Below are 12,920 nucleotides of genomic sequence, written 5' to 3' on the forward strand. Positions count from 1 at the left end.
CGGTTCACGCGATCGACGGGTCGGACTCCTCCTCGACGGTCCAGGAGACGCCCTCGGGCAGGGCCTGGGAGGCCGCACCGGCTCCGCGCAGCGGGAACACGACGACCGCGACCGCCGCCAGCGCGCACAGCAGCCAGTCCAGCGCCCACGGCATCCCGTCGGGCCCGAAGTACAGGACCGGCGAGGCGCACACGGCGGCGAGCAGGGCGCCGCCGAGGACGGGCCCGTGCACGGCCGCGCTGAACGGGGTGGTGCGGGGCAGCCGCCGGACCGGGCGCGCGGAGACGGCGGGGCGGTGGGAGCCGTCGAGGTGCGGGCGTGCCTCGTCCGGGTCCGCGAGCCCCATGACCACCTCGCCGGTGTCGGCGACGAACGCGGCCGGCAGCTCGTCCTCGATCAGCTTCCACCGCTCCGGCCAGCACAACCAGCCCTCCTGCCCGCCGAGAAGCAGGGCGGCGCGGCCCACCTCCTGGGGCGGGGCCGCGAGTTTCAGCGCGCGGCCACCGGCCTCCAGGACGAGCCAGTGGTACTGCGTGACGTTCAACTCGCCGGGTTTCGAGCCTCGTTCGCTGTACCGCATCCTCACCGGCTTCCCGGCGCGGGCCCGGACGGCGTGCAGCTCTCCCCGGGCGGCGTCCTCCACCAGCACCCGCAACTTGCGCCGGACGGCGGCCTGACTGACCTGACGGCGGGCGAACAGCAGGGTCTTCACCGTCAGGACGAGAACGAGGAGGATCAGCACTCCGGAGAGCACTCCGCCCGAGCCGGCGGCCAGCCGGGTGAGCACCAGCGGAGTCAGCAGCAGAAGAACGGCTCCCGTGGTACGGCCCGCCTGCCGCGCGGGAAGGGGCAGCCGGCGGGGCAGCGGCGGCACCTCCTCCGGCGCCGACGGCGTGTTCGGGCTCAGCGGCGGCGCCGCACGGCCGGCGAGCGCCCAGCCGCCGCCGGCGACGGCAGCCGCTGCGAGGGCCGACAGTATGTCCCAGCGCGGGGCGGGGGCGTCATAGCGTGCGAAGACCAGGGACAGTGCCACGGCCGCGCAGGTCAGGGCGGCGCCGCCGAGGGCGCGGGTGATCAGGGTGGAGCGTCGCATGGGCGTCCTTCACCGGGTGCGGGGAGCCGGGGTGGGGGCACCGTCTCGCGAGGCCGGACTGGCACGGGGGGCGCACCAGTTTCTTACATGATCGGCGGCGGAGCAAAGGCATGGTGGCCCGGCCGGACCGCCATGCCCGCCCCGCTCAGGGGCGGGGCGCGGCGCCCTCGTCGACGGGCAGCGGGACCGGCTCCTCCACCGGCGCCGCCGGGGCGCCGACGGCATCGCCCTTGTCCCGGAGGCCGGTTCGCGTGCGCGTGCGGCGCAGCGCCAGCAGGAGCACCGGCATCAGCACGCAGGTGACCGCCGCGCTGTGCCAGAGCAGCGCGTCCAGCCGCCCGGCGGCCAGGTAGGCGCCCGCGGCGACCGCGGCCAGCGCGCACACACCCCGGTCCACGATGCTCTCCACCGACAGCAGCGTGGCCCGCGGCGCTTGCGCCGGGATCGCGTCGTTGACCAGCTTGCGCTGCACCGGATACACGAACCCGGTGATCGCGGCGAACGCGCACAGCAGCACGACCACGGCCCAGGGTCCGCCGACGGCGGTGCCCGCGAGCGTCGCGGCGAGCGCCACGCTCAGCAGGGACACCCACACCACCGGCGACAGCCGGCGGCCCAGCCACTGGGGACGGGCCGAGGTCACCGCCTCCGCGACCGTCATCGCCGCGAGCACCCCGCCGTGCGCGCCCTCCCCGACGCCGTGCTCCAGCAGCACCGGCTGGAACAGGTTCACCTGGCAGATCCGGGACAGCGTGAAGACGGCCACCCCCTGCACCATCAGCAGGGCCAGCCGCGGCGACGCCCGCAGGGCGCGCAGCGCGGCCCGGGTGTCGCGCAGGAGGCTGCCGTCCCGCCGCGCCCGGCCTTCCGGGCGGGCCCGCCCGCCCCCGGGCGCGGCGAGCCGTGGCAGGGCGAGCGCACAGCCGAGGGAACCGGCCGCGCTCGCAGCGCTGAGCACGTACGGGGCCTGCGGGGCCAGCGTCATCAGGGGCCCGACCAGCGGCCAGCACACCACCTTGGCGGCGAGCCCCAGGGCCCGGGCCGTGCCCTCGGCGCGCAGGTAGTGGGCCTGCGCGCCCTCGGCCCGCAGTCCGTCGTACAGATAGGCGCTCGCCGCCCCGGACGTCAGCGAACGCCCGGCGGCGATCGCGAGGAAGTGCACCAGGAAGCCCGTGTACGACGGGGACAGGACCGGCGCCAGATTGGCCGCCGTCATGACCACCGCCCCGGCGCTCAGGCAGTTGCGGGCGCCGATGCGGTCGGCGATGACTCCGGTCGGTATCTCGAAGAGGCAGAACGCGATGTAGTAGATGCTCTGGATGCCGAAGATCTGGTCGTCGGACAGGCCCGCGTCGCGCTGGTAGGCGTAGAAGACGGGCATCCACCACAGCAGGTTGAACAGGAGCTGGAAACCGTTGTTCAGGCGGATGAGGCGCCGCGCCGCCGGACTCGGGACCGGCGCTGGCGAGGTGGACCGCGAGAATGGCATACCGGGCCTCACCGGGAGTAGGGGCGGACCTGGACCAGGCGGAACGCTCCCTCCGCGGTCATGAGCCACTCGATGTCCAGGGCCCCGTCGGGGTCGTCCGCGCTGAAGTGCGACTGCAACAGCCGCCCGGCCAGGGCCAGTCGGGCCAGCGCGGCGCGCGTCGCGGCCGGCAGGTCCTCGCCCGAGGAGCCGACGTCCACGGTGCGCCCGCCGCCCTCCACGGTGTTGTAGAGGTACTGCTGCGGCAGGATCGTGCCGTCGACCACCCGCTCGGGAGAACCCGGCGCGCAGTTGACGTACACGTTGCGGAAGTCCTCGCGGCGGGTCGGATTGCAGGTCACCAGCACACCGCCGAGACCGGCCGGCACGTACTCCTGGACGATCACCCCCATGTAGGTGTCGTCCAGCGGGATGCCGGCCTGGTGCCGCAGGCGCACGCTGCGCGGCGACACCAGCGACGCCCACACCTGCCGTACGGCGTCCATGAGCTGGTCCGTGCCGCGCACCGTGGTGACCGAGTCGTAGATGCCCGCGGCCGAGAAGCCGGGCAGATCCTCGGCGTTGGACGAGGAGCGCACCACCAGACGGCGCCCGTCGGCCGACAGCGGCGCGACGGACGCGGTGATCGCGCGTTCCACCTCGTCGGGCATCGGCGTGGTGCGCGTCAGCTGCTGGAGACTGAGCGCGAGGGAGTCGACCACCTCGAAGGCCTCCAGCTCGAGCGCCATCTTCAGCTTGCCGATGCCCTGTTGCAGCGCGGGCGACGAGGTCAGGAAGAGGTGGTGCAGCCGGAACGGCAGCGCCACGCCCTCGGGCGCGCGGACCGTCTCCGCCACCCGTGCCGCCGCCACGGCCCGCAGCCGCTCCCGTGACGCCCCGGGCTCCCCGAGCCGGGCCGCGAGATGGCCCAGCAGGTCGGGCCGCGGCGGACGCGGACGCGCGTAGAACGCGGTGAGGTCCGCGGTGCGGCTGTCCAGGACGTGGTGCAGTTCCCCGAGGCTCGCCGCCTTCGTGCCGTAGCCGTCCCGGTCGGCGCTGCGCAGCCGGTGCAGCGCGAGGACCGGGGCGTCCTCCAGGAACGGCGCCTCCAGCCGGATCCGCTGCTGGTGCCAGGCGGGCTTGGTCAACTCCGGTGCCCGGGACAGCCGTTCCAGGGTGACGGCGTCCTCCTGCGCCCGGTAGCGCACCCACGCGCCGTCGAGCCCGTCGCGCCGCACCACCTCGTCGAGGTCGCGGACGATCGCGTTCGGGATGCCCCAGCCCGAGGCGAGGACGTTGGTGTGGGAGAGCGGCGTGATGGGGGCCGTGTTGATGATCCCGGCGACGCGCGGCACGTCGTCCGGCGGACAGGGCATGGCGACGATGTCCGACCAGCCCAGCTCGCCGGCCGCCTCCTCGTACTCCGCCGGGGTGCGGAAGTAGCGCAGCCGCCCGCGCGCCTCGCCCGGGTTGAGGCAGGTGCGGGTCCGGTTGCCGAACAGCTCGTGGCTGAGGATGCGCGGCACCCGCGTCTCGCTGACGCGGGACAGCTCGTGCTCCTGCCCGTGGTTCGCGGGCTTCAGCAGCAGCGGCAGGCGTCCGTCCACCCGCCCGCGCACATAGCCGTAGAACTCCTCCAGCAGCGCGCCGTGCATCGTGTCCGCCTCGGTCGTCTCCAGCACCAGGAAGGGCCGTTCGGCGCCGTCGGCCTCCTCGTCGGTGTGCAGGGACAGCACGCCCAGCAGGAAGCGGCGCTCGGGGTCCGTGTACACGGAGGCGTTGAACGCGTCCAGGTCCGCGTCGAGTTCGTCGAGCGTCAGGCCGAGGACGCGGGTCGCGATGTAGTTGACGTGGAAGGGGTGCACCCGGGTGTCGAGCAGATGCCAGGTGTCCTGCGCACGGTCCACCACGACCTTCAGGTAGGGATGTCCGGCCAGCACCCCGGACAGGGTGCGGAACAGCGGCAGCGAGAGGTTGGCCCCGACGACCGTGCGGTCACCGGCCGCGTCGGGCGCCCCCGTTCCGTCCAGCGCGAGAATCATGCCCGCACCCCCTCGCCGGCGTGCGCGGGCAGGAGGCGCGGCAGGGCGTCCACCAGCGCGGTGAGGTCGCGGACCACGGACTCCGGCCGGTCGGCCGACAACAGGCACAGCCCCGCCATGGTGTTGGCCCCGGCGGCCGGGTCGTAGACCGGTACCGGAGCGCCCTGCGGCAGCGAGCTCTCGTGGACGACGGACAGCGAGCTGCCCGCGCCGATCGGCGCGCCGCGCAGCACCGCCGCCGGGTCCCACAGATGCCGTCGGGCCCACGGCGCGCCCTCGCCGTCCACCGCGAGGACCACCAGAGAGCCGGCCGCCCCCTCGGCGTCCTCGCCGGTCAGCGCCCGCGAGGGCCACTCGGGCGAGCGGCCGAGCAGCTGGTCGGTGAACAGGCCCACCAGGTCCAGCCCGAACACCTCCTCGATCTGCGGCACCGTCATCGCGCCGCCGAACCGCGCTGCCGTCTCGATGACCCACATCCGGCCGTCCGCACCCAGCTTGATCTCCGTGTGGGTGCCGCAGTCCTCCAGCCCCAGGGCTTCGACGGCCTGCCGGGCCAGTTCCACGATCCGGTCCTGGGCGTCGCCGCCGAGCGCGGCCGGGGTGATGCCGGCGCGTTCGGTGAACGGCGCCACCGTCGGCATCCGCCCGCTCACGCACACCGGGCGGAACACACCGTCCACCACGACGCCCTCGACGCTGACGTAGTCGCCCCAGCCCGAGCCGTCGAACCACTCACCGGCACAGCCGCTGACGATCTCCTCAACGATGAAGTCCTCACCGGCGCCCGCCACATGGAGCTCCGCGAACCCCAGCAGCGCCGACTCCGTCATCACCGCCCGCGACCGGTGCCAGGCCTCCCGTGCCTGTTCGGGCGCCTCGATGACCTGGTGCGCCGTCGAACCGGCGCTCCAGGCGGCCTTCAGCAGCAGCGGGTACGACAACTCGGCCGCCGCGGCGTCCAGTTCGGCGGCGTCCGTGACCGGGCGGAACCTCGGCTGGGGTATGCCGCGGCGCTCCCAGGCGGCGCGCATCAGCCGCTTGTCGCGGGCCAGCGCCGCGGCCGGCCCCGCGCCCCGCAGCCCGAGCCGACGGGACGCCTCGGCGACCGCGACCACCGCGTACTCGGAGAACGTGACGACGGCGTCCGCGCCGACCTCGCGCGCCCGGTCGGCGATCAGCCCGACGAGGTCCGAACCCGGCAGCTCCCCGGCCGTGACGACCGACTCGCACAGCCCGCCGGCGTTCGCCGCCACCGTGGCGGGCAGTTCGCTGAGTGCCAGCAGGTGCACCGCGGACCTCGCGGCCACCCGCGTCAGGGCGTGCCCCACCGGGGGGCCGCCCTTGGCATGCACGTACAGCACCCTGCTCACGAATACCCAACTCCCTCTGATCCACTGTCGGTTGAGGCGCGCCCGTAGTGCCGCGCGCGTACGGCGGGACCGCGGCGCCCGTACGCGCCCGCCGTCTCACCGCCTCCTTCAAGCGAACCAGCCCCGACCCCCGCCGCAGGGCCCGAGACGCGCGAACGGCTCAGGCAAATGCCCGACTGCCGAACGCGTCGGCGGTCGCTCGCGGGTCCGGTCGTGCGCTAGGGCGCGGGCCGCTCCGGAAGCACCCCGTCCGGCCACCCCCGCATGTCCGCCGCGCTACGGGATACGCATGATGTGTTACGCAAAGTAACGTAGTAGACGGTTGAAGGAGTTGGGCCGTGGACGAGACCGAGCTCAAGGCGCTGCTCGAGACCCTTCCGGTGTCCTGGTGGGAGGCCGACGGCGGACTGACCGTCGTGGACAGCGGGGGAGGCGCGTTCGACGACGAACGCACCGCCCGGCGCTTCCTGGAGGCCCTCTGCGCCGACCGCGGCGGCACACCGCTCCCCGCCGACGCCGGCCCCTACCAGACGTCCTTCGAGGGCCGGACCTTCGACGTGAACTGGCCGGCGCGGGACCTGGGGCCGGAGCGCGGCAGCAGGGGAGTGGCGGTCGAGGTGGGCGGCGGCGCGGAGGACAACCCGTACGCCTCGTTCGCCGACCTCACCCCGGCCGCGGCCTTCGTACGGGACGCCGGCGGCCGCTATCTGTGGGCCAACCACGCCTACGCCCACCTGTACGGCACCACGCGCGACGCCGTGATCGGCCGCCACCTCGCCGACGTCGACGAACCCGGCGACGTCGAACGGTTCCTCGCCCTGGACCGCGAGACCCTCACCTGCGGCACACCCGTCCGGCACACCCTCGCCTACCGGCGCTCCGACGGTTCACCGGGCCACGCCGCGGGCTACCGCTTCCCCGTCCGCTGGGGCGCCGCGCGCTGCGTGGCCGGCATCTACGTCGACATCACCGAGCACACCCGGGCACTCGACCAACGGCACCGCGCGGAGGAGGACTTACGCGCTCTGCGCGATCACAGCGGCCTGCCCTGCGTCCGCCTGTCCGCGGACGGGCTCGTGGAGGAGGCGGGTACGGCGGCCGCGCAACTCCTGCGTGTGCGCCTCTCCGACCTCATCGGCCGGCCCGCGGACTCCCTGCTGGCGGACACGCCGGAACGCACCGGCCTGCACCGGATCTGGCACGACCTCGTGAGCGGCCGGCGCCGAAGCGCCCGCACCTGCGCCGTGCTCGTCGACGCGGACGACCGCCGGCGCCGGGCCCTGATCCAGTTGAGCGCCGTGTGCCGGGCCCCGGAGCGGGTGGCCGGCGTCTGGGCGGTGCTGACGCACCTGGGCCTGCCCCACGAGGCGCGGCCGCCCCTGACCGCCGCCCAGGTCCGGATACTCGCCCTGCTGGCCGCCGGGCGCAGCAACGCGGAGATCGCCAGGACGCTGCACCTGTCCCGGCAGACCGTGGACTACCACCTCAGCCGCCTGCGCGACCTGCTGGACGCCGCGACCCGCCCGGCCCTGGTGGCGCGGGCCTACGTACTGGGCATCCTGGCCCCGCAGGCCTGGCCCCCGAGGTCCGCCACGGCGGCCCACCCGCTCAGCCCGGTCTGACGCGCCCGTGCCGCCCGGGGGCCCGCCCGGCCGTGGGCCGGGCGAGCCCGTCGGTGGCGATGTCCGGGCGGGGGAGTGAGGCTGGAGAGCGGGGACCCGGACCGAGGAGTCAGCCATGATCGTCACCATCGTCGGCGCCGGAAACATGGCACGCGACATCGGGACCCGGGCGCTCGCGGGCGGTCACTCCGTCCGGCTGTACGACCGCAACCGGGCGAAGGCGGAGGACCTGGCAACGGCTCTGAGCCGGGCGGGCTCCGGGCCGGAGGTCACGGCGGCCGACGCCGGCGCCGTGGCCGGTTCCGACGTCGTGGTGCTGGCCCTGCCCTACCCGGCCGGCTGCGAGGTGGCCGCCGCGTGGGCCGGCACCCTGGCCGGGAAGACGGTCGTCGACATCTCGAACCCGGTGGACTTCACCACCTTCGACTCCCTGGTGGTGCCGGCCGGCACCTCGGCGGCCGAGAAGATCGCCGCCGCGGCGCCGGACGCCCGGGTGGTCAAGGCCTTCAACACCACCTTCGCCGGCCCGCTCGTCAGCGGAGAGGTGGCCGGTCGGCCGCTGGACGTCTTCGTCGCCGGAGACGACGACACGGCGAAGGAGACCGTGTCCGCACTGGCCTCCTCCGCGGGGCTGCGCCCCCTGGACGTGGGGCCGCTGCGCCGGGCGCGGGAGCTGGAGGCGTTCCAGTTCCTGCACATGGCGGCGCAGGAGCGGCTCGGCCTGAACTGGTCGAGCGCCATCGCGATCCTGCCCTGAGGGCCGGCGCGGGGCGGCCGGCGTCCGGCGGCCGCGGAACCCGCGGATCCGGGCGGTGATCGGCCCCGCGCATCGACGCGGCCCCCCCCCACGGCCCGCCGGACGGGCTCGCCAGGGACTTCGGCGGCCGCGCGGCAGCGCAGGGGCATCGTCGACCAGGGGGGCGCGCGGTCGCACCGCTGACAGCGGCACACCGTACGTCCGGCCGGCCGGCACGGGTGCCGTGACCGTGTATTTGGACCCCGCGCGGCCCGCCGTCCCGGGACCGGCGGGCCGACGCCTCGGTGGGCGACGACGCGGGGTAGTCGGAACCTACGTGGTGACCGAGGGAAACGGAAGCCCCAATTCCTTTTGATCTTCGACTCCTTGACGGTCACCCTTCCCTACGCCGCGGGCCTCCTGAGGTGAGCAAGCGCTTGGTAAGCTGCGGGAAGTCGTGGGACAGGGAGGACGCACCATGCCGTCGTCGCAAGCAGAGGCCTTCTACGAGCGGGAGGCCGCCGACCGGTTCCTCCCCACCGGCTACACCCGGGGTCCCTGGGACGCCGGTTCCCAGCACGCCGGCCCGCCGGCCGCGCTGCTCGGGCTCGCCGTGGAGCAACGGCCGGGGGCCCGGCCGGACATGCGGATCACCCGGCTCACCTACGAGATCACCCGGCCCGTCCCCCTGCGGCCGCTCACCGTGACCACCCGTGTGCTGCGCGCCGGACGCAGCGTGGAACTCGTCGAGGCCGCCCTGACGCCCGAGGGCGGTACGGAGGTGATGCGGGCGACGGCACTGCTGATGCGGACGGCGCCCGAGTCGGTGCCGGAGGTGTCGCCGGGTCCGCAGGTGCCCGGGCCCGGCGCCGTGGACCCGCAGGCCTTCTTCCCCGTCCCCTGGGACCAGGGCTACCACACCGCCATGGACGTGCGCTTCGCCGCGGGCTCGTTCCTCGAACCCGGTCCGGCGACGGCGTGGATGCGGATGCGGGTGCCCCTGGTGGCGGGCGAGGAGACGGCGCCGCTCAGCAGGGTGCTGACCGCGGCGGACTCCGGCAACGGCGTCAGCTCGGCGCTCGACTTCCACCGCTACGTCTTCGTCAACGCCGATCTCACCGTCAGCCTGCACCGCCATCCCGAGGGCGAGTGGGTCTGCCTGGACGCGCGGACGATGGTGGACGGCGCCGGCATCGGACTCGCCGAGTCCGCCCTGCACGACGAGAAGGGCCCGCTGGGGCGCGGCACCCAGAGCCTCTACGTGACCGAGCGGGGCTGATCAGGCGGTCGCCCGGGCAGCCCCGGTCGCCCGGCGGCGCCGCTCGCCCGGCCGGCGCCGCTCGCCCGGCCGCTCGCGGCGACGCCGGGCCGGCATCCGGGGGCCGCCGTCCCACGCCGGCCGAGGCGGATGGGAGGATGCGTGGTATGGACATCCGCCGAAGGAACAACGTGACGGTCGCCGGCCCGGCCGCCGCTCCCGCCCTGGTGCTGGCGCACGGGTTCGGCTGCGACCAGAACATGTGGCGCCTGGTCGCGCCGGCACTGGCGGAGCGGTACCGGGTGGTGCTGTTCGACTACGTGGGCTCCGGCGGTTCCGACCTGTCGGCCTGGAGCGAGGCGCGGTACTCCACGCTCGACGGCTACGCCCGGGACGTGGTCGAGGTCTGCGAGCACCTGGACCTCGACCGGGCGGTGTTCGTGGGCCACTCGGTCAGCGCCATGGCCGGGGTGCTGGCGGCGCGGGCCGCGCCGGAGCGGATCGGCGCCCTGGTGATGGTCGGGCCCTCGCCCCGCTACATCGACGACGAGGGCTACCGCGGCGGCTTCGACGCCGAGGACATCGACGAGCTGCTGGTCTCCCTGGAGTCGAACTACCTCGGCTGGTCGTCCGCCATGGCCCCGGTGATCATGGGCAACCCGGAGCGGCCGGAGCTGGGACAGGAGCTGACCAACAGCTTCTGCGCCACCGACCCCGACATCGCCCGTGTCTTCGCCCGCACCACGTTCCTCTCCGACAGCCGGGACGACCTCAAGAGCGTGGCCGTTCCCACGCTCGTCCTGGAGTGCGTCGAGGACGCCATCGCACCGCGCGAGGTCGGTGCCTACGTACACGCGGCGATCCCCGGCTCCCGCCTCGTCACCCTCGACGCCACCGGCCACTGCCCGCAGTTGAGCGCCCCCGAAGCCACGACGGCGGCGATCCTCGACTTCCTGCGGGACCTGTCGTGACGTGCCGTACGGACAGCCTCTCCGAGCCGCCCGACCGCAACGGCCGGGGCGGCGGTGCGGAGGACCTCGACCCGGCCTTCACCGCCCTGCTCGAGGACAGCGCCGAGGACCTCTACGAGGCGGCGCCCTGCGGCTACCTCTCCACCCTGATGGACGGCACGGTCGCCAAGGTCAACGGCACCCTGCTCGAGTGGCTGGGCCTGCGGCGCGAGGACGTCGTCGGACGCAGGCGCTTCGCCGACCTGCTGACCGTCGGCGGCAGGATGTACCACGAGACGCACTTCGCGCCGCTGCTGCGCATGCAGGGCGAACTGCGGGGCGTGGCACTGGAGATGAAGACCGCCCGGGGCACCCGGCTCCCGGTGCTGGTCTCCTCCGCCGTCAAGCACGGCAGCGAGGGCGAGCCCCTGCTGATCCGCACGACCGTCGTCGACGCCTCCGACCGGCGCGCCTACGAAGAGGAACTGCTGCGCCGCCGCCAGGACGCCGAACGCGCCCGTGCCGAGGCCGAACAGGCGCGCGTCGAGGCCGAGGAGGCGAGGAAGCAGGCCGAGGCCGACCGCGAACGCCTCGCCGACGCGCTCGCCGTGCTGCAGAAGTCCCTGCTGCCCGACACCCTGCCGGCCGTCCCCGGACTGGAGACGGCCGTGTACTACCACACGGCGTCCCCCGACCAACTCGGCGGCGACTTCTACGACTTGTTCCCTATCGACGGCGACCGCTGGGCCTTCTTCCTCGGGGACGTGTGCGGCAAGGGCCCCCAGGCCGCCGCCCTCACCTCGCTGACCCGCTACACCCTGCGCGCCGCCGCCCACCACACCCCCGAGCCCGCCGCCGCGCTGACGACCCTGAACACCGTCCTGCACGAGCGGTACACGGCCGGCGGCGACCCCAGGTACTGCACCTGCATCTTCGGCATCCTCGAACCCGGCACCGGCGACGGGCGCACGACCGTCCGGCTGGCCTCCGGCGGTCACCCCCCGGCGCTCGTCATGCGAGCCGACGGCCGCGCCGAGCCGCTGCACACCCCCGGCGGCCTGCTCGTCGGCGCCCTGCCCACCGCGCCCTTCACCGCCGCCACGACCACCCTGGCCCCCGGTGACACGCTGCTGCTCTACACCGACGGCCTCACCGAGGCCCGCACCGGCCCCACCCGCGACAGCCTGTACGGCGAGGACGGACTGCTCGCCTTCGCCGCCGACCACGCGTCGGCCACCCCGCAGGCGCTGATCGCCGCGCTGACCGAACTGCTGGAAGGCTTCGGCGACGGTCTCGACGACGACACTGCCCTGTTCGCCATCGGAGCCCCGGCCCCCACGGTCCCCGCCCGGGCCTCCGCCGCCCGTCCCCACCCGGCAACGAAGCACAGACGATGACCCCGCTCAACATCACGCACCGCGACGCCACCGCGGGACCCGTCCTGTACGTGGCCGGCGAACTCGACCACGCCCAGGCCGCCATGCTGCGGCAGGAACTGGACTCCCTCACCCTGAGCCCGGGCCAGTGCCTGGACATCGACCTGTCCGGCCTGGAGTTCTGCGACTCCACCGGGATCACCGTCCTGCTCGCGGCACGCCAGCAGGCCGAGGCCGCGGACGCCGGCATCGTCCTGACCGCGGTCCCGCCCCACCTCCTGCGGATCCTCACGATCGTCGGCCTCGACCAGGTCTTCACCATCCGCCCGGCCCCGCCGGCCGACTGACCGCGCAGCCACGCCGTACGGCCGGCTGACCGCGCCACCACGGCGCGCGGCTCCGGCCGCGCCGTCACGCGCGGGCGCCGGCCGCCGTCAGCCTGCCGAGTCCGGTGCCGTTCCGCCGCCCCCGGCGGCCTCGGACAGCCGGTCGCGCAGCCAGCCGGGATCGGGATTGACGTACGGGCGATCCGCCACGAGGACGGTCGGCACGGTCTCGTCGCCGTTGTTGACCGCCCTGACCGCCGCCGCTCCCGCCGGGTCGCGCCAGATGTCCACCCAGTGCAGCCGTCCGGCCTCGCGGCCCAGCCGGAAACGAAGCCGCAGGCAGTACTTGCAGCCGGGCCGCCAGAACACGACCGGCCGCCCGTCGACCGCGCTGAGCCGCCGGGCCTCCTGCGCACTGACCGACCTCGGGAAGATCACCGGCGAGTACAGGACCGCCATCACGAGGAACCACAGCAGCACCGGCGCGGCCGCTCCGGTGCCCCTGCCGAGGAGGCGGAGACCGGTCGCGATCACCGCACCGCTGAGCCCCAGCAGCACCGGGACGGTCCAACTACGCGTCATGAACACGCACGTTATCGGGCCGCCGGGTGATCCCGGAACCCGACGGCCCGCCCGACTCGGCACCGCGCGCTGCCGCGGCGGACAATGGGATCTCCAC

Annotated in this window: 11 protein-coding genes; 6 read left to right on the plus strand and 5 right to left on the minus strand. The window is 74.4% G+C overall.

What is annotated here, in order from left to right; all coding sequences use genetic code 11:
* Positions 1–4: 4 nt before the first annotated feature.
* From ACFYU0_RS06565 to ACFYU0_RS06580, 4 genes are all read right to left on the minus strand, one after another.
* A complete protein-coding gene (locus ACFYU0_RS06565) occupies positions 5–1,093 on the minus strand; it encodes a hypothetical protein (RefSeq protein WP_389298263.1) in 1,089 nt (362 codons plus the stop codon).
* A 145-nt stretch (positions 1,094–1,238) separates the two neighbouring features.
* Positions 1,239–2,582 (minus strand): MFS transporter, encoded by a 1,344-nt coding sequence (locus tag ACFYU0_RS06570; protein ID WP_389298265.1) that lies wholly within the window; start codon positions 2,580–2,582, stop codon positions 1,239–1,241.
* Between the two features lie 8 nt (positions 2,583–2,590).
* Positions 2,591–4,603, minus strand: a complete 2,013-nt coding sequence (locus ACFYU0_RS06575; RefSeq protein ID WP_389298267.1) for a PEP/pyruvate-binding domain-containing protein — start codon at positions 4,601–4,603, stop codon at positions 2,591–2,593.
* A complete protein-coding gene (locus tag ACFYU0_RS06580) occupies positions 4,600–5,973 on the minus strand; it encodes an acetyl-CoA carboxylase biotin carboxylase subunit family protein (RefSeq protein WP_389298269.1) in 1,374 nt (457 codons plus the stop codon). The genes ACFYU0_RS06575 and ACFYU0_RS06580 overlap by 4 nt, the downstream gene beginning before the upstream one ends.
* A gap of 338 nt (positions 5,974–6,311) precedes the next feature.
* On the opposite strand from ACFYU0_RS06580, the gene ACFYU0_RS06585 reads away from it, so the two are divergent.
* The 6 genes from ACFYU0_RS06585 (at position 6,312) to ACFYU0_RS06610 (ending at position 12,262) form a co-directional block, all read left to right on the plus strand.
* Positions 6,312–7,595: a helix-turn-helix transcriptional regulator gene (locus tag ACFYU0_RS06585; RefSeq protein WP_389298270.1), complete on the plus strand. Its 1,284-nt coding sequence runs from the start codon at positions 6,312–6,314 to the stop codon at positions 7,593–7,595.
* 115 nt (positions 7,596–7,710) lie between these two features.
* Positions 7,711–8,352 carry an NADPH-dependent F420 reductase gene (locus tag ACFYU0_RS06590; RefSeq protein ID WP_389298272.1) on the plus strand — a complete coding sequence of 214 codons (642 nt, stop codon included), beginning with the start codon at positions 7,711–7,713 and terminating at the stop codon, positions 8,350–8,352.
* Between the two features lie 457 nt (positions 8,353–8,809).
* Positions 8,810–9,610, plus strand: a complete 801-nt coding sequence (locus ACFYU0_RS06595; RefSeq protein ID WP_351669321.1) for a thioesterase family protein — start codon at positions 8,810–8,812, stop codon at positions 9,608–9,610.
* Between the two features lie 146 nt (positions 9,611–9,756).
* The gene (locus tag ACFYU0_RS06600) at positions 9,757–10,560 is read left to right on the plus strand and encodes an alpha/beta fold hydrolase (RefSeq protein ID WP_389298274.1); all 804 of its coding nucleotides are present in this window, start codon (positions 9,757–9,759) and stop codon (positions 10,558–10,560) included.
* On the plus strand, positions 10,557–11,936 hold the full coding sequence (locus ACFYU0_RS06605) for a PP2C family protein-serine/threonine phosphatase (protein WP_389298276.1): 1,380 nt from the start codon (positions 10,557–10,559) through the stop codon (positions 11,934–11,936). Before ACFYU0_RS06600 ends, ACFYU0_RS06605 begins: the two co-directional genes overlap by 4 nt.
* Positions 11,933–12,262 (plus strand): STAS domain-containing protein, encoded by a 330-nt coding sequence (locus ACFYU0_RS06610; RefSeq protein WP_351669327.1) that lies wholly within the window; start codon positions 11,933–11,935, stop codon positions 12,260–12,262. The genes ACFYU0_RS06605 and ACFYU0_RS06610 overlap by 4 nt, the downstream gene beginning before the upstream one ends.
* 87 nt (positions 12,263–12,349) lie before the next feature.
* Here the strand turns inward: ACFYU0_RS06610 and ACFYU0_RS06615 are convergent, their stop codons facing one another.
* Positions 12,350–12,823 carry a glutaredoxin domain-containing protein gene (locus ACFYU0_RS06615; protein ID WP_351669329.1) on the minus strand — a complete coding sequence of 158 codons (474 nt, stop codon included), beginning with the start codon at positions 12,821–12,823 and terminating at the stop codon, positions 12,350–12,352.
* Between the last annotated feature and the right edge of the window lie 97 nt (positions 12,824–12,920).

Origin of the sequence: Streptomyces sp. NPDC003720 (genome assembly GCF_042875075.1) — a bacterium.
Taxonomy (GTDB): Bacteria; Actinomycetota; Actinomycetes; order Streptomycetales; family Streptomycetaceae; genus Streptomyces.

What these genes read in the sequence shown, in the direction of transcription:
- ACFYU0_RS06570 (WP_389298265.1), bottom strand. Translation starts at nt 2,582, where the DNA reads ATGCCATTCTCGCGGTCCACCTCGCCAGCGCCGGTCCCGAGTCCGGCG.
- ACFYU0_RS06595 (WP_351669321.1), top strand. Translation starts at nt 8,810, where the DNA reads ATGCCGTCGTCGCAAGCAGAGGCCTTCTACGAGCGGGAGGCCGCCGAC.
- ACFYU0_RS06575 (WP_389298267.1), bottom strand. Translation starts at nt 4,603, where the DNA reads ATGATTCTCGCGCTGGACGGAACGGGGGCGCCCGACGCGGCCGGTGAC.
- ACFYU0_RS06610 (WP_351669327.1), top strand. Translation starts at nt 11,933, where the DNA reads ATGACCCCGCTCAACATCACGCACCGCGACGCCACCGCGGGACCCGTC.
- ACFYU0_RS06600 (WP_389298274.1), top strand. Translation starts at nt 9,757, where the DNA reads ATGGACATCCGCCGAAGGAACAACGTGACGGTCGCCGGCCCGGCCGCC.
- ACFYU0_RS06615 (WP_351669329.1), bottom strand. Translation starts at nt 12,823, where the DNA reads ATGACGCGTAGTTGGACCGTCCCGGTGCTGCTGGGGCTCAGCGGTGCG.
- ACFYU0_RS06590 (WP_389298272.1), top strand. Translation starts at nt 7,711, where the DNA reads ATGATCGTCACCATCGTCGGCGCCGGAAACATGGCACGCGACATCGGG.
- ACFYU0_RS06565 (WP_389298263.1), bottom strand. Translation starts at nt 1,093, where the DNA reads ATGCGACGCTCCACCCTGATCACCCGCGCCCTCGGCGGCGCCGCCCTG.